Origin of the sequence: Nocardioides sp., from assembly GCF_031397825.1 — a bacterium.
Classification (GTDB): Bacteria; Actinomycetota; Actinomycetes; order Propionibacteriales; family Nocardioidaceae; genus Nocardioides.
Map to the genome: position 1 here is coordinate 1 of NZ_JANNML010000213.1, position 20,261 is coordinate 20,261.

Here is a 20,261-nt window from a genome sequence, read left to right on the forward strand (position 1 = left end):
CTGGGAGTAGACCAGCGAGATCGGGGCCTCGAAGCCGGGCACCAGGCGGTGGTAGGAGTTGACCGTCGGGTTGGTGAAGGCCAGCAGCGAGGGGGCGTGCTTGAGCATGCCGCCGATGTAGTAGCGCGCCATGTCGGACAGGCCGCCGTAGCCGGTCTCGTCGTAGAACAGGGGAGTGCCCTGGTTCCAGATGGACTGGTGCACGTGCATGCCGGAGCCGTTGTCACCGAAGATCGGCTTGGGCATGAACGTCGCCGTCTTGCCGTTGCGCCACGCGGTGTTCTTGATGATGTACTTGAACTTCATCACGTCGTCGGCGGCCTTGAGCAGCTCGTCGAAGCGGTAGTTGATCTCCGCCTGGCCGGCCGTGCCGACCTCGTGGTGGGCGCGCTCGACGATCAGGCCGGACTTCTCCAGCTCGATGACCATCTCGTCGCGGAGCTCACCGAAGTGGTCGGTGGGCGCGACGGGGAAGTAGCCGCCCTTGTACTTCACCTTGTAGCCGCGGTTGTCGTTCTCGAAGCTGTCGCCGGTGTTCCAGGCTCCGGCCGAGGAGTTGATCTCGTAGTAGCCGGCGTTCTGCTTGGTCTCGAAGCGCACGTTGTCGAAGACGTAGAACTCGGCCTCGGGCGCGAAGTAGGCGGTGTCACCGATGCCCGTGGTGCCGAGGTAGGCCATGGCCTTCTTGGCGATGTTGCGCGGGTCGCGGGAGTAGGGCTCGCCGGTGAGCGGGTCGTGGATGAAGAAGTTGACCACGAGCGTCTTGGCGGTGCGGAACGGGTCGATGAAGGCCGTCGTCGGGTCCGGGAACAGCGACATGTCGGACTCGTGGATGGCCTGGAAGCCGCGGATCGAGGAGCCGTCGAAGCTCAGGCCGTCCTCGAAGACGGACTGGTCGAACGACGACACCGGGACCGTGAAGTGCTGCATGACGCCGGGCAGGTCGCAGAAGCGCACGTCGACCATCGCGACGCCCTCGTCCTTGATGTACTTGAGCAGCTCGTCGCTGTTCTGGAACATTCGTCCTCCTTGGCTGCGACCCGCGGTGGCAGCCGTCAAAGCAAGCGAGTGGTGACTCGACGCGCCGTTGCGTCGAGGGATGTGCCCGAACGTACGAACGGGGCGTGACGCGACGGTATCGGTAATGTTTCCCCGATGTAACAGGTGGCCCAGCAGCCAGACCGTCACGAGGCCGCCACTAGCCTGGGGCCGTGGTGACCGCCGGCTTCGAGACCGCCTCCTGGGCGCGTCGTGTCCTCGCCCTCTTCGTCGACTGGGTCGCCTCGACCCTCGTGGTGATCGCCTTCGTCGGCCTGGCCGACTACGCCGAGCCGGGAAGCAGCGCCCAGCTCTACGTCCTGCTCGTCTACGTGCTCGAGTCAGCGGTGTTCACCTGGTTGCTGGGCGGCTCCTTCGGCAAGCTCGCGACGCGGCTGCGGGTCGTCCCTGCCGACGGACGACTGCGGCCTCTCAACCCCCTCAAGACGCTGCTGCGCCAGGTGCTGATCGCCCTGGTCATCCCGGCGCTGGTCTACCGGCCCGACGGACGCGGGCTGCACGACGTGCTCGCCGGCACGGCAACGGTGACCATCGAGGAGTTCAACCGGCTGCTGCGCCCGCTCTGAGCGACTCACCGAGTGGTCTGGGCCGGGTGTCGGTCGCCTTCCGGATCGCTAGCCTGAGGGCACCCACCCTCGAAAGGCGCCCCCATGTCGCTCACCCTGCTCCGTCGTACGGCGTCCGCCGCCACGTTGACCCTCGCCCTGACGGGCCTCGCTGCCTGCGGAGGTGGCGACGACACCTCCGGATCGGACGCCGCCGGCTCCAACTCGTCCAGCTCGAGCGCGCCCGACGAGGCGGACGGAGGCGAGGACGTCGGGAGTGAGGAGAGCGAGGACAGCGAGGAGGCCGTCCCGACGGCCGGTGAGGAGATCGACGCGTCCGAGATGGCCGACGTCTTCAAGACCGCCTTCGAGGGCGCGACCACCGCCAGCGTCACGCAGTCCATCGGCGGCGGGGGCGAGGGGGGCGGCTTCGAGTCGACCGGTGTCATCGACTTCTCGACGACGCCGTTGTCGATGGCCATCTCGATCGACGTGCCGCAGGCGCCCAAGCCGATCCAGACGATCATCGTCGACGGCTTCATCTACCAGAACATCTTCGGCGACAAGTTCACCAAGACCGCCCTCGACGACCCCGCCAACCCCACCGGGGACCTGAGCGACCAGCTCGACATCGGTGAGCAGTTCGAGACGTTCGAGAAGGCGATCACCGCGGCGACGTACGTCGGGGAGGAGGACGGCCTGGAGCACTACAGCCTCGTGCTGGACTCCGGCACCCTGCTGGACGAGCAGGGCACCGACCTCGGCTCGCTCCCGGCCGGATCGATCCCGGAGACCTTCACCTACGACCTGTGGTTCGACGACGAGGGCAACCTCCGCAAGATGCAGAGCGACCTGGGCGACATCGGTGGCGAGCTGCTCGCGACCTACGACAACTGGGGCGAGCCGGTGGAGATCGTCGCTCCCGACGCCTCACAGATCATGCAGATGCCGGGCGCCTGATCGGTCAGCGGCCGCGCATGTTGCCGCGCATCCCCTTCATGCTGTTGGGCACAGGGCCCTTCGGCAGGGGGATCGCGGAGCGGTTGGCGTCGAGGGCCTTGAGCCGGTTGAGGACGTCGGTCATCTCGGCGGGCTTGACCTGACGGCCCAGCTTGGTGACGTGGCGGACCAGCTTGGCCAGCGGGACCTGGCCCTCCTCGGAGCCCACGACGACCTCGTGGATCGGCGTCTCCGAGGCGACGCGCTCGTGCTTGCGGCGCTCGCTGAGGAGCAGCTGGCGCACACGGTGGGGGTTGCCCTCACCGATCAGGACGATGCCCGGAGGGCCGACCACACGGTGCACGACGTCCTGCTGCTTGGTGAAGGCGATGACCGGGTCGGACTTCCAACCGCGCTTGAGCAGCGTGAGGGCGCTGGCGGCCGCGCCGGGCTGGCCGGCCATGCGGTCGTAGGCGGTGCGCTGGGCGCGACGCGAGAAGACGATCATCATCGCGAGCAGGCCGAGCATGAGCCCGCCGACGATGGCGATGACCAGGCCGATGGTGCCGCTGCCGGGCAGGATGTAGAAGATCCCGAAACCCAGGGCGCCGAAGAGCAGGAACGACCCCAGCATCCACAGGCCGATGCGCTTGTCGGTCTGCTTGGTCATCTTGTAGGTCGCCACGATCTGCTGGCGACGACCCATCTCGGAGGGGTCGGTGGGCTGAGCCTTGTCCTTCTTGGCCATGGAGCGGTGCTGCCTTGTCGACTCGGGCTGACGAGGTCGTGTCGTCAGACGGTGGCGGGGGTGACGGTGGTCGTGAGGCCCTCGCGGGCGTCCATCGCCTGACGGTACAGGCGTCCGGCCCGGTAGGACGAACGGACCAGCGGGCCGGACAGGACCCCGGAGAACCCGATCTCGTCGGCCTCGTCGCGCATCTCCACGAACTCCTCCGGCTTGACCCACCGCTCGACGGGGTGGTGCCGTGCGGAGGGGCGGAGGTACTGCGTGATCGTGATGAGCTCGCAGCCGGCCGCGTGCAGGTCGCGCAGCGCCTGCGAGACCTCGTCACGCGTCTCGCCCATGCCCAGGATCAGGTTGGACTTGGTGACCAGGCCGAAGTCGCGGGCCTGGGTGATCACGTCGAGCGAGCGGTCGTAGCGGAACGCGGGACGGATCCGCTTGAAGATCCGCGGGACGGTCTCGACGTTGTGGGCCAGGACCTCGGGACGCGACTCGAAGACCTCACGCAGCTGGTCGGGCTGGCCGTTGAAGTCGGGGATCAGGTTCTCGACGCCGATGCCGGGGTTGAGCTCGTGGATCATCCGGACGGTCTCGGCGTAGAGCCAGGCCCCGCCGTCGGGGAGGTCGTCGCGGGCGACGCCGGTGATCGTGGCGTAGCGCAGCTGCATCTTCTGCACCGACTCCGCAACGCGGCGCGGCTCGTCACGGTCGAGCGGTTCTGGCTTGCCGGTGTCGATCTGGCAGAAGTCGCAGCGCCGGGTGCACTGCTCACCACCGATGAGGAACGTCGCCTCCCGGTCCTCCCAGCACTCGAAGATGTTGGGACAGCCGGCCTCCTGGCACACGGTGTGCAGCCCCTCGGACTTCACCAGGCTCTGGAGGGCCTTGTATTCCGGGCCCATCTTGGCCCGGGTCTTGATCCACTCGGGCTTCTTCTCGATGGGGGTCTCGGCGTTGCGGACCTCGAGACGGAGGAGCTTGCGGCCTTCAGGGACAGGAGCAGTGGTCACTCCCGCAACTGTACGCCGCTCCCACAGGCAGGCGAACTCGACGTGAGGTCGTCGTCAGGGCACGTCGCGACGACGGAACGAGACCACCGACGCGGCGCTGGCCAGCACCAGGAACGAGCCGACGTAGAGGGCGCCGTTGCGCGCGGGGAGCACCTTCTCCTGGTCGCACACCGCGCCCTGCGGAGGGCGGTTGGTGAAGCACTCGTCAGGGACCGAGACGTAGTAGTCGGCGCCGTCGAGCACCACCGCCGCGATGTTGGTCTGCGGCTGGAACTGCTCGTCGATGCCGAGCACGGCGATCAGCGCGCCGCCGGCGACCGCGATCGCGAAGAGCACCCCCAGGGTCGCCACCGTGCTGCGGAACAGCATGGTGAGGGCGTAGCCGCCCAGGGCCGCGCCGGCGGCCACCAGGGCGCCGCGCAGGCCGTCCTGGAGGCAGTCGACGAGGATCTCGGTGGTGGCGGGCAGGTCACGGGAACGGGCGACGGCCCAGAGCGCGAGCCAGTAGCCGGAGAAGACGACCAGCGAGAGCACCAGGGACACCGTGAAGACGACCAGCGCCTTGGCGGTCCACACCCGGGTGCGTCGCGTCTCGAAGAGCAGCTGGTTGCTCATCGACCCGCTGCTCCAGTCGTGTCCGACCAGGGTGGTGCCGGCGAGCAGGAGCAGGACCGAGACGAGGGCGACCACGGCCAGACCGGTCTCGTCGCGCTCCTGCACCAGGTCGAGGGTCTCGAAGTAGAGGAACCACTCGCGCTGGGGGAGCACGAAGGACTCGCACTGGGCCTGCAGGTCCGGGTCGTCGGCCTGGAGGCCGAAGCGCTGCGGCTTGGCCAGGCAGCGGTCCAGCTCCTTCTGGACGTAGGGCCGCGCGGTCTCCTCGGCGACCTGCTGGTCGACCCGGGCGAGCTCGGCGTCGGAGGGCGGCTGGGTGTTCCACGCACGGGCGACCCCGAACACCACGGGGAGCACCACGACGGCCAGGAGCAGCAGGAGGACCGCACGGCGCCACCGCATGCGGGTGAGCTCGACCAGCAGGAGGCGCCTCATGCGGCACCGCCCTGCGTCGGACGGTCCCCGTGCTCGTGGCCGAGGGTGTCGGCCTCGGTGAGCTCGAGGAACACCGACTCCAGGTCGCGTCGTACGGGGGTGAGGGCGGTCAGCCAGATACCGGCCTCGCCGAGGGCACGCGTCACGTCGGCCGGGGCCTCGGACTCGACCAGGAGCCCCGGCTCGTCGGAGATGGTCGGCGTCACCGCAAAGCCGGCGCCCTCGAGGACCGACCGGGCGGCCGCGGGGTCGGGCACCTCGACGCGCACCGCGGAGGCACCGCCCTGGAGCAGCTCGTCGACGCGACCGGAGGCCAGGAGCCGGCCGTTGCCGATGATCGTCGCGGAGGTGCAGACCTGTTGAACCTCGGCCAGGATGTGGGAGCTCAGGAGCACGGTCACGCCGCGCTCGCCGAGGTCGCGGATGGTGTCGCGGATCTCGCGGATGCCCGCCGGGTCGAGGCCGTTGGTGGGCTCGTCCAGGATCAACAGCTCGGGGTCCTTGAGCAGGGTGGCCGCGATGGCCAGGCGCTGCTTCATGCCCAGCGAGTAGGACTTGAAGCGGTCCCGGTCGCGCCCGGTGAGGCCGACGGTCTCGATCGCGGCGTCGACGCGGCTGGTCGGCGCACCGATGGTGCGGGCCAGGAGCAGGAGGTTCTGCCGGCCGCTGAAGTTGGGGGAGAACTTGGGGGACTCGACGACGGCGCCGACGCGGTCGATGACCGCCGGCAGCGACTGCGGCACCGGGTGGCCGAACAGCTCCATCGACCCCTTGCTGGCGCTCGCGAGGCCGAGGAGCATCCGGATGGTCGTCGTCTTGCCGGAACCGTTGGGGCCGAGGAAGCCGTGCACGCCACCCCGGGGGACCGCGAGGTCCAGGCCCTGCACGGCGACGCGCAGGCCGCCTCGTCTGCTGCGGAACTCCTTGCGGAGCCCCGTCGTCTCGATCACCAGGTCACTCACGTGTCTTCGCTCTCCGTCCGTCCCGAGGGAGACGATCACAACAGACGAAAAGGTTGTGTCAGCGTCGTGACACGCCTCAGGGCGTGAGGAGAGTGATGCGCGGTGTGCTGGCTGGGGTGCGTCCCGGCTCTAGCCGGGCGTCGTAGTCGGGCGTCGGTACGTAGGCGTCCCAGGCGAGGTAGCGCGCGAGGTGGCGCTCCACGACCGGGATGACCTCGGTGACGGTGACGGGGCGCCCGAGCTCCTGGCTGAGGGTCGTGACGCCGGCGTCGGCGATGCCGCAGGGGACGAAGCGGTCGTACCACCCCAGGTCGACGTCGCAGTTGAGCGAGAAGCCGTGCATCGTCACCCCGCGGCTGACCCGGATGCCCAGGGCGGCGACCTTGCGCTCGGGGCCTCGGTCGTCGGCGCGCAGCCAGACGCCGGAGCGACCCGGCACGCGGGCGGTGGCGACCCCGAGCTCGCCGCAGGCCTGGATGAGGGCCTCCTCCACCCGTCGTACGTAGTCGACGACCTTGACGTGGTCGGGCAGTCGCACGATGGGGTAGCCGACGAGCTGGCCGGGGCCGTGGAAGGTGATCATCCCGCCGCGGTCGACGTCGATGACGGCCGCGCCACCGGGGTCGGCAGGCCGGTCGCCCGGGGCCGTGCGCTTGCCGGCGGTGTAGACGGGCGGGTGCTCCAGGAGCAGCACCGTGGGTGGACGGCTGCCCTCGACCACGCCCGCGTGCACCTCGCGCTGGAGGTCCCACGCCGCGAGGTAGTCGACCGCGTCGGCACCGAGGCCGACCTGCTCGAAGCGCAGCTCACTCACCCCTGGAGGCTACCCCGGTCCCGAGGTGGTCAGCGGGGGCTGCCTGTGGAGGAGCGGTCGCGTCGGCGGTCGGGAGCCGGTAGGAGTGGGGGATGACCCGACTCCTGGCCTGCGTCGCCCTGCTGGTGGTGCTCGGCGCCACCCTCTCGGCGTGTACGACGGACCCGACGGTCGCAAGCCCGGCCGCCGGGTCGGCGGGTGTCGCGGCGGGGCTCGAGGCAGACGTGGAGGCGGGGGTGTCGCCGGTGGCGGTGCTCCAGGAGTGGGACCGCGAGCGGGCGGAAGCCTGGGCTGCGGGCGACTCGGAGGGGCTGGAGGCGCTCTACGTGCGGGGGTCGCGGGCCGGGGAGCGCGACGTGGCGATGCTGCGACGGTGGCTCGACCGGGGCCTGAGGGTCGAGATGCTCGAGGTGCAGGTGCTCCGGGGTCGGGTGGTCGCCCGGGCGCCCCGGCGGATCACCGTGGCGGTGATCGAGCGGCTCGTGCACGCGACCGCGCGGGCTGGTGCCCGCCGGTGGTCGCTGCCGGTGGGCACCGTCACGGAGCGGCAGGTCACCCTCTGGCGCACCGGCGGCAGGTGGCGGGTCGCCCGGGTGTCAGTCGCGGGCGGCCAAGCCTGAGGCGACGACGGCGTGCACGTCGGGGTCGGTGAAGACGTAGCCCGCGGCCTCGAGCGCGGCCGGTCGGACGTTGAGCGAGCCCAGGATCTCCGGGCCCATCTCGCCGGCGGCCACCTTGAGGATCGCCTTCGGCGCGGTGGCGAAGGCCGGGCGGTGGAGGGCCTGGGCGAGGGCCCGGGTGAACTCGGCGTTGGTCGGGGTCTCGACGCAGCAGAGATTGAACGCCCCCGACGCGGTCGGGTGCTCGGCGAGGTGGGAGACGGCGCCGACCCAGTCGCGCAGGGAGATCATCGCCATGTGCTGCTTGCCGTTGCCGAGCTTGCCGCCGAGACCGGCCTTGAAGAGCAGGCGCAGCTGCTGCAGCGGCGCGGCACGGCGGTCCATCACGGGTGCGGTGCGCAGGACGCAGACCCGAGAGCCGGCGTCGACGGCGGCGTCGGCCGCGGCCTGCCACTCACGGGTGACGTCGGTCAGGAGGGCGTGCCCGCGGGTGTCGGCGGTCTCGGTGAGGACCTGGTCGCCGTGGTCGCCGTAGTAGGAGATGCCGTTGCCGGCGAGGAAGGCCGGGGGCTGCTCGGCGGCCGCGATCGCCTCGGCCAGCACACGAGTCGTCGTCACGCGGCTCTCGCGCAGCTCGCGGGCCCACTTCTTCGAGTGCGGGTTGCCCGCGGTCGGGGACCCTGCCAGGTTGACGACGACGTCGGCCTCGGCGACCAGGGCGCGGTCGACCTGACCGGCGTAGGGGTCCCAGGTGGACTCGGCGGGGCCGCTGCCGGCTCGTCGTACGAGCGAGGTGACCGTGTGGCCCCGACGCACGAGGTCGGCGCGCAGGTGGGTGCCGAGGAAGCCGGAGCCGCCGGCGAGGACGACGTGCAGGGGAGCCTGGGGAGGAGCCATGGCGCAAGCCTCCCATCACGGCCAAGGGGAGGAACGACGGCGGCCCCCGTGCGAGCAGTGCTCGCGCGGGGGCCGTCGGCGGTGGATCAGACCTCGAACTGGCCAGCCTCGAGGCGCTTCTTGACGTCCTGCAGGAAGCGACCCGCGTCAGCGCCGTCGACCAGGCGGTGGTCGTAGGTGAGCGCGAGGTAGACCATGTGGCGCACCGCGATCGTCTCGCCCAGGTCGGGGTCGTCGATCACGACCGGGCGCTTGACGACCGCGCCCGGGCCCAGGATGGCGACCTGCGGCTTGTTGATGATCGGCGTGTCCCAGAGGGCGCCGACGCTGCCGAGGTTGGTGATCGTGAAGGTGCCACCGCCGAGCTCGTCGGGGCCGATCTTGTTGGTGCGGGTGCGCTCGGCGACGTCGGCGATCTTCTTCGCCAGACCGGCGATCGAGAGGTCGCCGGCGTCCTTGACGACCGGGGTGATGAGGCCCTTCTCGGTGTCCACGGCGAAGGCGAGGTTCTCGACGTCGTAGTAGGTGATCGTCCCGGCGTCGGTGTCGATCGTCGCGTTGAGCTTGGGGTGGACCTTGAGGGCGTCGATCGAGGCCTTGGCGAAGAACGGCAGGTAGGACAGCTTCACACCCTCGCGGGCCAGGAAGTCGGCCTTGGACTTCTCGCGCAGACGGGCGATGCGGGTCACGTCGACCTCGATGACCTGCGTGAGCTGGGCTCCCGAGTGCAGCGAGTCGAGCATCCGCTCCGCGATGATCTTGCGCAGCCGGCTGATCTTCTCGGTCGTGCCGCGCAGCGGCGACGGCGTGGCCGACGGCGCGGGGGCCGCAGCGGCCGGAGCAGCGGCGGCGGCTGCGGGAGCAGCGGCCGGGGCCTCCTTGGCCTTGGCGGCGTCGAGCACGTCCTGCTTGCGGATGCGCCCGCCGACACCGGTGCCGGTGATGCTCGACAGGTCGACGTCGTGCTGGGTCGCGAGCTTACGGACCAGCGGGGTGACGTAGCCGGCGCTGTCGTTGGACGGTGCCTCCTGCGCGGTCTCCTGCGCGGCCTCCTGCTGGGTGGGCTCGGGGGCCTTGGCGGGCTCCGGCTCGCTCGTGGTGGCGGCGGGGGCCTCCTGCTTGACCGGCTCGGGCTCGGGCTCGGGCTCCGGCTCCGGCTCCGGCTCGGGCTCGGGGGCCTTCTCCTCCTTCGCCGGCGCGGCGGGGGCGGCGTCGCCCGAGCCGATGACGGCGAGCTCGGCACCGACCTCGACGGTCTCGTCCTCCTCGACCTTGATCTCCAGCAGGGTGCCGGCGACGGGGGAGGGGATCTCGGTGTCGACCTTGTCGGTGGAGACCTCCAGCAGGGGCTCGTCGACGGCGACGTCGTCGCCGACGGCCTTGAGCCACCGGGTGACGGTGCCCTCAGTGACGGACTCGCCGAGCGCGGGCAGCGTCACGGACGTGCTCTCACCGGAGCCGCCGTTGCCGCCGGACCCGCTGTCGGAGCCACCGGACGCGGCCGGCTGCTCCTTGTCGGCCTCGGGGGTCTCGTCGCCCTCGGGGAGGTCGCCGGTCTCCTCGACGATCTCCTCCTCCTGCTCGGCCTTCTTCTGGGCCTCGCCCTCGTCCTTCGGCTGTGCCTCGGGCTCGGCGGTCTCGTCGGCGTCGCCGGCGGACTCGCCCTCGTCACCGATCACCGCGAGGATCGCACCGACCTCGACGGTGTCGTCCTCCTGGGCCTTGATCTCCAGCAGGGTGCCGGCGACGGGGGAGGGGATCTCGGTGTCGACCTTGTCGGTGGAGACCTCCAGCAACGGCTCGTCGACGGCGACCGTGTCGCCGACCTGCTTGAGCCAGCGGGTGACGGTCCCTTCGGTGACGGACTCGCCGAGAGCTGGGAGGTTGACTTCGGTGGCCATGGACTTCCTTTACGCGCTGGTGGTGGGGATCAGGAGTGAGCGTGCAACGGCTTCCCGGCGAGCGCGAGGTGCGCTTCGCCGAGAGCCTCGTTCTGGGTGGGGTGGGCGTGCACCAGCGGAGCGACGTCCTCGGCGTGGGCCTCCCAGTTGTAGATCAGCTGGGCCTCACCGATGAGCTCGCCGACGCGGTCGCCGACCAGGTGGACGCCGACCACGGGCCCGTCCTTCTGACGCACGAGCTTGACGAAGCCCTGGGTCTTGAGGATCTGGCTCTTGCCGTTGCCACCGAGGTCGTAGGTGATGCTCTCGATGCCGTCGGCGCCGTAGGTCTCGACGGCGTCGGCCTCGTTGAGGCCGACCGAGGCGATCTCGGGGTGGCTGTAGGTGACGCGGGGGATCCCGAGCTCGTCGATGGGCTGGGGGTCGAGGCCCGCGATCTCCTCGGCGACGAAGATGCCCTGCTGGAACCCGCGATGGGCCAGCTGGAGCCCTGGGACGATGTCGCCGACGGCGAAGACGCCCTCGACGTTGGTGCGGCAGCGCTCGTCGGCGAGCACGAAGCCGCGCTCCATCGCCACGCCGATCTCCTCGTAGCCCAGACCGGTGGTGCTGGGACCGCGACCGACCGCGACGAGCAGCAGCTCGGCCTCGATGACGCTCTGCTCCCCGTTGGCCCCCTCGACGGTGACCGCGACGCCCTCATCGGTGGTCGTCACGCTCTGGAAGGACGTGCCGGTCCGGAACGCGATCTTGCGCTTGCGGAACGCGCGCTCCAGGGCTTTCGAGGATGCCTCGTCCTCGACGGCGACCAGTCGCGGCAGCGCCTCGATGATCGTGACCTCGGCGCCGAAGCTGCGCCAGACGCTGGCGAACTCGCAGCCGATGACGCCGCCGCCCAGCACGATCACCGATGCGGGCACCCGCTCGAGGCGCAGTGCGTGCTCGGAGGTCAGGACCCGCTCGCCGTCGACCTCGAGGCCGGGCAGGGACTTGGAGTAGGAGCCGGAGGCCAGGACGAGGTGGCGACCGGTGTGGGTGGTGCCGTCGACCGTGACCTCGCGGGGGCCGGTGACCCGGCCCTCGCCCTCGATCACGGTGATGCCGCGGGACTTGATGAGGCCGGCCAGCCCCTTGAAGAGGCGCGAGACCACGCCGTCCTTATAAGCGTTGACGCCGGGCATGTCGATGCCGTCGAACGACGCCCGGACCCCGAACTGCTCGGACTCGCGGGCGCTGTCGGCGACCTCCGCTGCGTGGAGCAGGGCCTTGGTGGGGATGCAACCGACGTGGAGGCAGGTGCCGCCGAGGTTGCCCTTCTCGACCAGCCCCACGGACAGGCCCAGCTGGGCGGCGCGCAGGGCACAGGCGTAGCCCCCCGAACCCGCCCCGAGAACGAGAACGTCGAAGTCCGCCTCTGCCACGCTGGTCCCTCCGTAGTCACCGATGCGCGACCCATCCTTGCACTTCTGGCGCGCGTGACAACACCGGCCTCAGCGCGGCCGCCCGCGAGTCGCCACGAGCCCGTCGAGAGGGGTCCTGTGCGCGAGATGACCCCCGAAGGGGCAAACTGGGCACATGGGTTTCATGGACCGCTTCCGCCGCAGGTCGGGCATGCGCATGAGCAGGCCGGCCAAGGACGGACTCCGCACGGGCTCCACACGGGTCCGCGCCTCCGACAAGGTCGACGAGGCGCACCTGCACGAGTTCGTCACCGCGCGCCGCGGTGTGGAGGGGTTCGTCGAGCCCCGCACGGCGGTCAGTGACGTGACCCTGCTCCTGGTGGCGCACGACGGCGAGTGGACCCGTCGCCGGGTCCCCTCGATCAACTGGGCGCACGACTTCGCCAACAAGCACCAGGTGCCGTCCTACGACGCCGCCGTGGTCGGCATCCCGCAGCGCATGCGTGACTACAACAGCCGGCAGAAGCAGCAGCGCAAGGAGCGCGGCTACTAGCCGCACGGATGCGTGGGTGCTGGCTGGCCCTTCGTCGGTCGAGCCCGGCGAGCCCAGCGAGTCGGCGTCGAGACCTCGGTGAGGTGCTCGTCTGGGTGGGGGTACGCCGTACGTCATGCGGCTGAGCCTGGTGGTCGGCGTGCACGGTCTCGACGCCTCGTCGCTGGCGCTCCTCGGGCTCGACCAGCGACCCCGCCGCGGGCTACTTCTCTGCCGACAGCGCGCGGGCGTAGTCGACGAGGGTGGTGACGGCCCAGCCGGTGCCGCCGCTGGTGAGGTGACCGCGGGGGCCGCCGGAGTTGAAGGCGGTGCCGGCGATGTCGAGGTGGGCCCACGGCAGGCCGTGGGTGAACTCGCGCAGGAACGCGCCGGCGAAGAGGCCGCCGCCCCAGCGCACCCAGTCGTGCTGGGAGAGGTCGGCGATCTTGCTGCCCTTGACCCGCTCGACCATGCCCTCGGGGATCGGCATCGGCCAGTGGTCCTCGCCGGCGACCTCGGAGGCGGCGATGACACCCTGGACGATCTCGTCGGTGCCCATGACGCCCGCGACGCGGTCGCCGAGCGCCAGCACCATGTGGCCCGTGAGCGTGGCGACGTCGAGCAGGACGTCGGGCTCCTGCTCGGCGGCTCGGCCGAGGGCGTCGGCCAGGACGAGACGTCCCTCGGCGTCGGTGTTCTGGATCTCCACGGTGGTGCCGCCGTACTGCGTGATGACGTCGCCCGGGCGGATCGCGGAGCCGGACACCATGTTCTCCGCCATCGCGGCGAAGGTGCTGACCTTGATCGGCAGGCCGAGCGCGGCGATGGCGAAGGTCGCCTGGATGACGGCAGCGGCGCCCGACATGTCGCTCTTCATCTCACCCATGCCCTGGGCCGGCTTGATGGTCAGGCCGCCGGAGTCGAAGGTGATGCCCTTGCCGACCAGCGCGAGGTGGCAGCGGGCGTCCTTGGGGGCGTAGGTGATCTCGACCAGGCGCGGGGGAGCCGCCGAGGCCGCACCGACGCCGAGGATGCCGCCGCAGCCGAGCTCGGCCAGACGCTTCTCGTCGAGCACCGTGACGCTGACCTTCGGGCCACCGCGGCCCTTGGTCCACTCCTTGCCAGCAGCCACGGCCGCGTCCGCGAAGACGGGGGGCGTCAGGTCGCCGGGAGGGGTGTTGACCCAGTCGCGGGTCTGCGCGACCGCACGGGCGACGACCTGCGCCTCCTCGAAGGCGGTGGCCATCTCCTTGCGACGCGGGTTGGGGCACAGGAGCACGACGTCGCCGGGGGCGTCGTCCTTGGTCTCCTTCTTGTACGTCGTGAACGTGTAGGCGCCGAGCATCGCGCCCTCGGTGAGGGCGCGCACCAGCTCGGGGGAGTCGGCCGGCAGGGCGACCGCCACCGACGCGGCGTTGGTCACGGCGCGGACGGCGCCGCCGACGGCACGGCGTACGGATGCGGGCGTGGCCTCGTCGCCGAGGCCGACCAGGACCAGGAGCGGTGAGGTGATCGTGCCGCTCGTCGGGACCTTGACCAGCTCACCGGCCTTGCCCTTGACGCCGAGGGCCGCGAGCAGCGGGGCCAGCTTGCGGCCGTAGGCCTTGGCCACGTCCTCGCCGCCCGGCGCGACCTGCGGTCCCTTCGCCGTGGAGAGGACCCCGACCACCACCGCGTCGGCTCGGGTCTTGGCGGGGCTGGCGCTGCGCAGCGTGTAGGTCGTGGTCACCGCGGCAGACTAACCCGCACCTCGCAGGGGCCCGCAGGGGCTCGCAGGGGCTGCGGTAGGTTCGCGGCCATGGCCGAGCTGTTGCGATCGCCCCTCCATGACCGACATGTCGCGCTGGGCGCCAAGTTCGCCGAGTTCGGCGGGTGGTCCATGCCGCTGGAGTACTCCTCCGGCGTCGTCAAGGAGCACACCGCCGTGCGCACCTCGGTCGGCATCTTCGACGTCAGTCACCTCGGCAAGGCGATGGTGACCGGTCCCGGAGCCGCCGACTACGTCAACCGCACGCTGACAAACGACCTGGCCAAGATCGGCCCGGGCCAGGCGCAGTACACGCTCTGCTGCGACGACGCCACCGGCGGCGTGGTCGACGACCTGATCGTCTACTACCGCGACGACGAGCACGTGCTGCTCGTGCCCAACGCCGCCAACACCGCCGAGGTCGTACGGCGGCTCGCGGAGTCGGCCCCCGAGGGCGTGACGGTCGTGGACCACCACCGTGACTACGTCGTGCTGGCCGTCCAGGGGACGCACTCCGACGAGGTGCTGAAGGCGGTCGGCCTGCCGGTCGGTCACGACTACATGAGCTTCACCGAGGCGGAGCACGACGGCAGCGGCGTCGTGGTCTGTCGCACCGGCTACACCGGCGAGCGCGGCTACGAGCTGATCGCGGCCAACGCGGTCGCCGAGTCGCTGTGGGACGCACTCGTCGCCGCGGGTGCGGCGTACGGCATGCTCGCCTGCGGCCTGGGGGCGCGCGACACCTTGCGGACCGAGATGGGCTACCCCCTCCACGGCCAGGAGATCTCGCTCGACGTGACGCCCAACGAGGCCCGACTCGGCTGGGCGGTCGGGTGGAAGAAGGAGGCCTTCTGGGGGCGCGACGTGCTGCTCGCCGAGAAGGCAGCCGGCCCCAGCCGCACCCTGCGCGGCCTGGTCTCCACCGGTCGCGCCATCCCACGTCCGCACATGATGGTCAGCCTCACGGCCGACGTGATGCTCGGCGAGATCACCTCGGGGACCTTCTCCCCGACGCTGAAGAAGGGCATCGGCCTCGCGCTGCTGCCCTCCGACATCCACCCGGAGGCGGAGGTGGGGGTCGACGTCCGTGGACGGCGCGAGATCTTCCAGCTCACCAAGCCGCCCTTCGTCGACACCTCGGTGAGGGAGTCATGAACCTGCCCGACCAGCCGCCCACCTTCCGCCCGCCCTCGACCGCCGACCTGCCGTGGTCGTGGCGCCTCGAGGACAAGGAGGGGACCGAGGTCACCGTCTCCGAGGACTACGCCGGCCGGCGCTTCGCCAGCCAGGCCGACGCCGAGTCCTGGGTCGGTGAGTTCTATGCCGAGCTCGCCGAACAGGGCGTCGACGGCGTCACGCTGCTCGAGGTCGACCGCGTCGTCTACGGGCCGATGTCGCTCCACGCGTGACCCTCCCGTGATCCCGGCATGATCCCGGCATGATCCCGGCGGCGGTCGAGGAGGTCTGCGCGACCTTCCTGCGCGTCGCGCCGCCGGACCTGGTCACGGGGCTCTACCTGCGCGGCGGCACCGGCTTCGGGGAGTGGGTGCCGGGGCAGAGCGACGTCGACTTCGTCGCGACCCTGGCCCACCGACCGGACGGGGCTGCGGTCGAGGCGCTGCGCGTGGCGCACGAGCAGGTCGCCGCCGCCCACCCCGACGTGGCCTTCGACGGCGTGCACGTCCTGGTCGCCGACCTCGCTGACCCCCCGGCCGACTGCCCGGACGTGCCGATCGTGCTCGGCAGGCTCTTCGAGGGCGAGGGCGTCCTCCACGAGGCCGTCGTGGTCTGGCACGAGCTGGCGTGGCACGGCGTGCAGGTCTGCGGTCCGCCGATCGCCGAGCTGGGCGTGTGGACCTCGCAGGAGGTCCTCCTCGCCTTCACCCGCGACAACCTCGACACCTACTGGCGCGGCAGCGCCGAGGCCCTGACCGCGATGCCGTCCGAGGGCGCCGGCGAGGAGGGGTGCTGCTGGTGCGTCCTGGGGGTCACCCGCCTGCACCACCTGCTCGTCACGGGAGAGATGACCACGAAGTCGGGCGCCGGTCGGTGGGGGCTGAGCGCCTATCCCGAGCGCTTCCACCGCGTCCTGCGCGAGGCACTGCGGATCCGCGAGGACATCCACCGGGTCGAGGGCTCCGAATACGCTGACGACAGGGCAGCCCGTGGGAGGGACACCGCCGAGCTCACGGCCTGGGTCGTGGCGCAGGGGACCGAGGAGCAGTAGTCATGCGCGACGAGGGCGACTTCGAGGCCTTTGCCGTCGCGCGCTGGACCGCCCTGGTGCGCACCACCGTCCTGCTCGGCTCCCGCCCCGACGTCGCACCCCGACTGGCCCGCTCGACGCTGGGGCGCCTGCGCGCCGGCTGGGGCAGGCGTGACGAGGTCGGTGACCTCGACGTCCACCTCTTCCGGACGCTGCTCGACGTGCGCCGGGACGACCGGGTCGCCTGGTGGGCCACGGACGCGCCCCGTGACGGCTGGCCGCTCGACGTCGAGTGGCCCGCCCTCTCCGCCGCGCTCGACGCCCTCGGGCCGGTCGACCGGGCCGCGCTGGTCCTGCGCTCGGTCGCCGGCCTCGCGACCGAGCAGGTCGAGCTGGTGCTGGGGCGCGAGCTCGGTCCCGCTCCGTCGGACGACGCCCTGCGCCGCGTCGCGGAGTCCCTCCACGTCACCCCGGTCTCGCTCGCCGACGTCGCGGCCGAGCAGCGGGCCGACCGCCGCGCCCGCGTGCGTCGTACGACGGTCACGGCGGGCGCCGTCGTCGCCCTGCTCGCCGTCGTGGTCGGCGGCGCGACCTGGTGGGGCACCCGACCCGAGCCGGTGCCACCGCTGGCCGACGTGCCCGTGGAGCGCGCGAGCAACCCGGCCCCGGTCGGGTGGTACTCCGACGACGTCCTCCACCTCGCCGAGGTCGAGCTGCGGATCGAGGCGCTCCGCACGTTCTTCGAGGTGGACGACGGGGCGGTCTACACCGACGCCGTCGGGGAGATCGTCCACGTGGACCTCGAGGGGAAGCGCACGCCGATCGGGAGGCAGCGGCTCGACGGCACCTTCCAGGTCTCCGCCGAGGAGGGCCTGGTCGCGTGGGTCGACCAGACCGGTCGCCCCGAGCTCCAGGTGTGGGACCTCGACGAGGGTGAGGTGGTGGGCACGGTCGCACTGCCCGACGACGAGGACATCGACGTCGTCGGTCTCGACGGCGGGACGGTCTACTACGTGACCCAGGGGCGCAACTACGCGTTCGATGTCGAGGAGGGCGGGGAGGTCGAGCTCGCGGCGCCCAAGGTGCTCGACGTCGCGAGCGGTGCCGTGGCGCGCCAGGATGAGGGTGCGGTGAGCGTCGCCAGCCCGCGTGAGGGGGAGGACGAGATCGTGACCGTGCCGGGGGTGGGTGCGGAGCTGTCGCCCGACGGGGGGCTGGTGCTGACGCGCACGATCAACCCCGTCAGCGAGGTCGGCACGCTGCGGCTCTGGGACGCGCGCTCGGAGACCGAGCTCGACACCGGCCTGTCCGCGACGGACACCGTCTACGCCGCGCACCTGCGCGCGGAGGGTGCGGCGACCTACCTCGTGGAGCTGGCGCAGCCCGACCCCGACGACGGCCCGCGTCTGTCCAACTCCGGCAGCCTCCAGCTGACCTCCTGCGTCGCTCCCCGTCCGGGGGTCGCGACGGCCTGCGAGGTGGTGCTGACCTTCCCGCGCAGCACGACGTGGGCGCTGGCCCAGTAGCGTGACGGCGTGCGCGCCTTCCGCCAGGTCGATGTCTTCTCGCCCCTGCCCCTGATGGGCAACCCGGTCGCGGTCGTCCACGACGCCGATGGCCTGACCGACGAGCAGATGGCGGCCTTCGCGCGGTGGACCAACCTGTCGGAGACGACGTTCCTGATGGCACCGACCACGCCCGGCGCCGACTACCGGCTGCGGATCTGGACCCCGGGTGGCGAGCTGCCCTTCGCCGGTCACCCGACCCTCGGCAGCGCCCACGCCTGGCTCGAGGCCGGGGGAGCGCCGGCGGTGGCCGACACGGTCGTGCAGGAGTGCGGCGCCGGGCTGGTCCCGGTCCGACGGGGCGAGCGGCTGGCGTTCGCCGCCCCGCCGCTCCTGCGCTCGGGTCCGGTGGAGGCTGGGGACCTCACGCGGATCGCCGCGGCGCTCGCGCTCGGCGTGGACGAGGTCGTCGACGCCGCGTGGATCGACAACGGCCCCGGCTGGGTCGGGCTCCTCCTGCGCGACGCCGACGCCGTGCTCGACGTACGCCCCGACCTGGCGCTGTTCGGCGACCTCGACGTCGGGGTCGTCGGGCTCTACCCCGACGGTGCCGGCGACGGCGCGGCCGCGGAGGTCCGCGCGTTCTGCCCCGGGCTCGGGGTGGTGGAGGACCCCGTCACCGGCAGCCTCAACGCCGGGATCGCCCAGTGGCTGGCGGGCTCGCGCCTGCCCACGTCGTACGTCGCGTCCCAGGGCACCGCGATGGGCCGCCGGGGCCGCGTCCACGTCGACGTCGTGTGCGACGGGCCCTCTCGCGAGGTGTGGGTGGGCGGCGACACCCTCACGACGGTCATCGGGACGGTCGCGCTCTGACCCGTCCCCGGACGGTAGGTTGGGCTCATGCAGCAGTACCTCGATCTCCTGACGCGAGTCCTCGACGAGGGGGTCGACAAGGGTGATCGCACGGGCACCGGCACGCGCAGCGTCTTCGGCCACCAGATGCGCTTCGACCTCAGCGAGGGCTTCCCCCTCGTGACCACCAAGAAGGTGCACACGCGCTCGGTCTTCGCCGAGCTGCTGTGGTTCCTCCGGGGCGACACCAACGTCACGTGGCTCCAGGAACGCGGCGTCACGATCTGGGACGAATGGGCCGACGCCGACGGCGACCTCGGGCCCGTCTACGGCTACCAGTGGCGCTCGTGGCCGACGCCCGACGGGCGTCACGTCGACCAGATCGCCCAGGTCGTCGAGCAGATCCGCCGCGACCCCGACTCACGCCGCCACATCGTCTCCGCGTGGAACGTCGCCGACATCCCGCAGATGGCGCTGGCGCCGTGCCACACCATGTTCCAGTTCTACGTCGCGCCCTCGGAGGCCGGCGGGCGCCTGAGCTGCCAGCTCTACCAGCGCTCGGCGGACGTCTTCCTCGGCGTGCCGTTCAACATCGCCTCCTACGCGCTGCTGACCCACATGGTCGCCCAGGTGACCGGGCTCGAGGTCGGCGACTTCGTGCACACACTCGGCGACGCCCACCTCTACTCCAACCACGTCGACCAGGCTCGCCTCCAGCTCACGCGCGAGCCGCGCCCGCTGCCGCGGCTGGTGCTCGACCCGTCGGTGGCCGCCCTGGACGCCTTCGACCTCGAGCACGTCGCGGTCGAGGGCTACGACCCCCACCCGGGCATCAAGGCCCCGATCGCCGTATGACGCGCGCATGACTCCCGGCGGCAAGCGCGTCGTGATGGTCGCTGCGGTCGCCGACAACGGCGTCATCGGTGCCTCCGGCGACATCCCGTGGCGCATTCCCGAGGACTTCGCGCACTTCAAGGCCACGACGCTGGGGCACACGATGGTGATGGGTCGCGCGACCTACGACTCGATCGGACGGCCGCTGCCCGGGCGCACCACCGTCGTGCTCACCCGCGACCCGTCCTGGAGCGCCGAGGGGGTGCTGGTCGCACCGTCGTTGACGGCGGCCCTCGCGCTGGCCGACGACCTCCCCGGCGAGGTGATGGTCGTGGGCGGCTCGCTGGTCTACGAGGAGGCGCTGCACGTCGCCGACGAGCAGGTGCTCACCGAGGTCCACCTCACGCCCGAGGGCGACACGTTCTACCCCGAGCTCGATCGCGCCGACTGGGTCGAGGAGCGGCGCGAGGCGCTCGACGGCTACGACCGGGTCTGGCTGGTCCGCCGAGCCGGCGCAGAGTGACGGCCGAGTCGGCGCAGAGTTGCCGGGCCCGTGCCGAGTCGGCGCAATGTTGCCGGGCCCTTGCCGAGTCGGCGCAATGTTGCATGGTGGTCAACCCCCGCGGGCTGCAACATCGCGCCG

21 protein-coding genes are annotated in these 20,261 nt (G+C 71.4%); 11 read left to right on the plus strand and 10 right to left on the minus strand.

Going from position 1 to position 20,261, the window contains the following annotated elements; genetic code table 11:
- Positions 1–1,020: type I glutamate--ammonia ligase (gene glnA / locus RMN98_RS18035; RefSeq protein ID WP_309650200.1), on the minus strand; the 1,020-nt coding region annotated here is incomplete at its 3' end.
- A 191-nt stretch (positions 1,021–1,211) separates the two neighbouring features.
- Between glnA and RMN98_RS18040 the strand changes: the two genes are divergently transcribed.
- Both RMN98_RS18040 and RMN98_RS18045 read left to right on the plus strand, forming a co-directional pair.
- Positions 1,212–1,625: an RDD family protein gene (locus RMN98_RS18040; protein WP_309650201.1), complete on the plus strand. Its 414-nt coding sequence runs from the start codon at positions 1,212–1,214 to the stop codon at positions 1,623–1,625.
- 84 nt (positions 1,626–1,709) lie between these two features.
- A complete protein-coding gene (locus RMN98_RS18045) occupies positions 1,710–2,564 on the plus strand; it encodes a hypothetical protein (protein WP_309650202.1) in 855 nt (284 codons plus the stop codon).
- 4 nt (positions 2,565–2,568) lie between these two features.
- On the opposite strand, the gene RMN98_RS18050 is transcribed toward RMN98_RS18045, so the two are convergent.
- The 5 genes from RMN98_RS18050 to lipB form a co-directional block, all read right to left on the minus strand.
- On the minus strand, positions 2,569–3,291 hold the full coding sequence (locus RMN98_RS18050; RefSeq protein WP_309650203.1) for a DUF4191 domain-containing protein: 723 nt from the start codon (positions 3,289–3,291) through the stop codon (positions 2,569–2,571).
- Positions 3,292–3,335: 44 nt separating this feature from the next.
- Positions 3,336–4,298: a lipoyl synthase gene (gene lipA, locus RMN98_RS18055; protein ID WP_309650204.1), complete on the minus strand. Its 963-nt coding sequence runs from the start codon at positions 4,296–4,298 to the stop codon at positions 3,336–3,338.
- A gap of 54 nt (positions 4,299–4,352) precedes the next feature.
- Positions 4,353–5,348 (minus strand): hypothetical protein, encoded by a 996-nt coding sequence (locus RMN98_RS18060; protein ID WP_309650205.1) that lies wholly within the window; start codon positions 5,346–5,348, stop codon positions 4,353–4,355.
- A complete protein-coding gene (locus RMN98_RS18065; protein ID WP_309650206.1) occupies positions 5,345–6,310 on the minus strand; it encodes an ABC transporter ATP-binding protein in 966 nt (321 codons plus the stop codon). The genes RMN98_RS18060 and RMN98_RS18065 overlap by 4 nt, the downstream gene beginning before the upstream one ends.
- 76 nt (positions 6,311–6,386) lie before the next feature.
- Entirely contained in the window at positions 6,387–7,124 is a 738-nt protein-coding gene (lipB, locus tag RMN98_RS18070; RefSeq protein ID WP_309650207.1) for a lipoyl(octanoyl) transferase LipB, read from the minus strand.
- Between the two features lie 92 nt (positions 7,125–7,216).
- On the opposite strand from lipB, the gene RMN98_RS18075 reads away from it, so the two are divergent.
- On the plus strand, positions 7,217–7,744 hold the full coding sequence (locus RMN98_RS18075) for a hypothetical protein (RefSeq protein WP_309650208.1): 528 nt from the start codon (positions 7,217–7,219) through the stop codon (positions 7,742–7,744).
- On the opposite strand, the gene RMN98_RS18080 is transcribed toward RMN98_RS18075, so the two are convergent.
- The 3 genes from RMN98_RS18080 to lpdA all read right to left on the minus strand — a co-directional run bounded on the left by RMN98_RS18080 (position 7,721) and on the right by lpdA (position 11,963).
- Positions 7,721–8,641 carry a TIGR01777 family oxidoreductase gene (locus RMN98_RS18080; RefSeq protein ID WP_309650209.1) on the minus strand — a complete coding sequence of 307 codons (921 nt, stop codon included), beginning with the start codon at positions 8,639–8,641 and terminating at the stop codon, positions 7,721–7,723. The genes RMN98_RS18075 and RMN98_RS18080 overlap by 24 nt on opposite strands.
- A gap of 86 nt (positions 8,642–8,727) precedes the next feature.
- Positions 8,728–10,542: a 2-oxoglutarate dehydrogenase, E2 component, dihydrolipoamide succinyltransferase gene (sucB, locus tag RMN98_RS18085; RefSeq protein ID WP_309650210.1), complete on the minus strand. Its 1,815-nt coding sequence runs from the start codon at positions 10,540–10,542 to the stop codon at positions 8,728–8,730.
- A gap of 29 nt (positions 10,543–10,571) precedes the next feature.
- Positions 10,572–11,963, minus strand: coding sequence for a dihydrolipoyl dehydrogenase (gene lpdA / locus RMN98_RS18090; RefSeq protein WP_309650211.1), 1,392 nt, complete (start codon positions 11,961–11,963; stop codon positions 10,572–10,574).
- Between the two features lie 154 nt (positions 11,964–12,117).
- On the opposite strand from lpdA, the gene RMN98_RS18095 reads away from it, so the two are divergent.
- The gene (locus RMN98_RS18095) at positions 12,118–12,495 is read left to right on the plus strand and encodes a hypothetical protein (RefSeq protein WP_309650212.1); all 378 of its coding nucleotides are present in this window, start codon (positions 12,118–12,120) and stop codon (positions 12,493–12,495) included.
- Positions 12,496–12,697: 202 nt separating this feature from the next.
- Here RMN98_RS18095 and RMN98_RS18100 read toward each other — a convergent pair whose 3' ends face one another.
- On the minus strand, positions 12,698–14,203 hold the full coding sequence (locus RMN98_RS18100) for a leucyl aminopeptidase (protein WP_309650213.1): 1,506 nt from the start codon (positions 14,201–14,203) through the stop codon (positions 12,698–12,700).
- Between the two features lie 69 nt (positions 14,204–14,272).
- Between RMN98_RS18100 and gcvT the strand changes: the two genes are divergently transcribed.
- From gcvT to RMN98_RS18135, 7 genes are read left to right on the plus strand one after another with little or no spacing between them, the layout of a single operon-like run.
- Entirely contained in the window at positions 14,273–15,376 is a 1,104-nt protein-coding gene (gene gcvT / locus RMN98_RS18105) for a glycine cleavage system aminomethyltransferase GcvT (RefSeq protein ID WP_309650214.1), read from the plus strand.
- A complete protein-coding gene (locus RMN98_RS18110) occupies positions 15,373–15,630 on the plus strand; it encodes a hypothetical protein (protein WP_309650215.1) in 258 nt (85 codons plus the stop codon). The genes gcvT and RMN98_RS18110 overlap by 4 nt, the downstream gene beginning before the upstream one ends.
- A gap of 29 nt (positions 15,631–15,659) precedes the next feature.
- Complete coding sequence (locus RMN98_RS18115; RefSeq protein WP_309650216.1) at positions 15,660–16,448, plus strand: aminoglycoside adenylyltransferase domain-containing protein; 789 nt, start codon at positions 15,660–15,662, stop codon at positions 16,446–16,448.
- Between the two features lie 2 nt (positions 16,449–16,450).
- Complete coding sequence (locus RMN98_RS18120; protein ID WP_309650217.1) at positions 16,451–17,953, plus strand: hypothetical protein; 1,503 nt, start codon at positions 16,451–16,453, stop codon at positions 17,951–17,953.
- A gap of 9 nt (positions 17,954–17,962) precedes the next feature.
- Positions 17,963–18,805, plus strand: a complete 843-nt coding sequence (locus RMN98_RS18125; RefSeq protein WP_309650218.1) for a PhzF family phenazine biosynthesis protein — start codon at positions 17,963–17,965, stop codon at positions 18,803–18,805.
- A gap of 27 nt (positions 18,806–18,832) precedes the next feature.
- Positions 18,833–19,639: a thymidylate synthase gene (locus tag RMN98_RS18130; protein WP_309650219.1), complete on the plus strand. Its 807-nt coding sequence runs from the start codon at positions 18,833–18,835 to the stop codon at positions 19,637–19,639.
- A gap of 7 nt (positions 19,640–19,646) precedes the next feature.
- Positions 19,647–20,141 (plus strand): dihydrofolate reductase, encoded by a 495-nt coding sequence (locus RMN98_RS18135; protein ID WP_309650220.1) that lies wholly within the window; start codon positions 19,647–19,649, stop codon positions 20,139–20,141.
- Positions 20,142–20,261 lie beyond the last annotated feature (120 nt).

Excerpts from the sequence above, each read along its gene's own strand:
- RMN98_RS18120 (WP_309650217.1), top strand. The coding sequence starts at position 16,451 with ATGCGCGACGAGGGCGACTTCGAGGCCTTTGCCGTCGCGCGCTGGACC.
- sucB (WP_309650210.1), bottom strand. The coding sequence starts at position 10,542 with ATGGCCACCGAAGTCAACCTCCCAGCTCTCGGCGAGTCCGTCACCGAA.
- gcvT (WP_309650214.1), top strand. The coding sequence starts at position 14,273 with ATGGCCGAGCTGTTGCGATCGCCCCTCCATGACCGACATGTCGCGCTG.
- RMN98_RS18045 (WP_309650202.1), top strand. The coding sequence starts at position 1,710 with ATGTCGCTCACCCTGCTCCGTCGTACGGCGTCCGCCGCCACGTTGACC.
- RMN98_RS18060 (WP_309650205.1), bottom strand. The coding sequence starts at position 5,348 with ATGAGGCGCCTCCTGCTGGTCGAGCTCACCCGCATGCGGTGGCGCCGT.
- RMN98_RS18080 (WP_309650209.1), bottom strand. The coding sequence starts at position 8,641 with ATGGCTCCTCCCCAGGCTCCCCTGCACGTCGTCCTCGCCGGCGGCTCC.
- RMN98_RS18135 (WP_309650220.1), top strand. The coding sequence starts at position 19,647 with ATGACTCCCGGCGGCAAGCGCGTCGTGATGGTCGCTGCGGTCGCCGAC.
- RMN98_RS18110 (WP_309650215.1), top strand. The coding sequence starts at position 15,373 with ATGAACCTGCCCGACCAGCCGCCCACCTTCCGCCCGCCCTCGACCGCC.
- RMN98_RS18050 (WP_309650203.1), bottom strand. The coding sequence starts at position 3,291 with ATGGCCAAGAAGGACAAGGCTCAGCCCACCGACCCCTCCGAGATGGGT.
- RMN98_RS18115 (WP_309650216.1), top strand. The coding sequence starts at position 15,660 with ATGATCCCGGCGGCGGTCGAGGAGGTCTGCGCGACCTTCCTGCGCGTC.
- RMN98_RS18095 (WP_309650212.1), top strand. The coding sequence starts at position 12,118 with ATGGGTTTCATGGACCGCTTCCGCCGCAGGTCGGGCATGCGCATGAGC.
- RMN98_RS18130 (WP_309650219.1), top strand. The coding sequence starts at position 18,833 with ATGCAGCAGTACCTCGATCTCCTGACGCGAGTCCTCGACGAGGGGGTC.
- RMN98_RS18075 (WP_309650208.1), top strand. The coding sequence starts at position 7,217 with ATGACCCGACTCCTGGCCTGCGTCGCCCTGCTGGTGGTGCTCGGCGCC.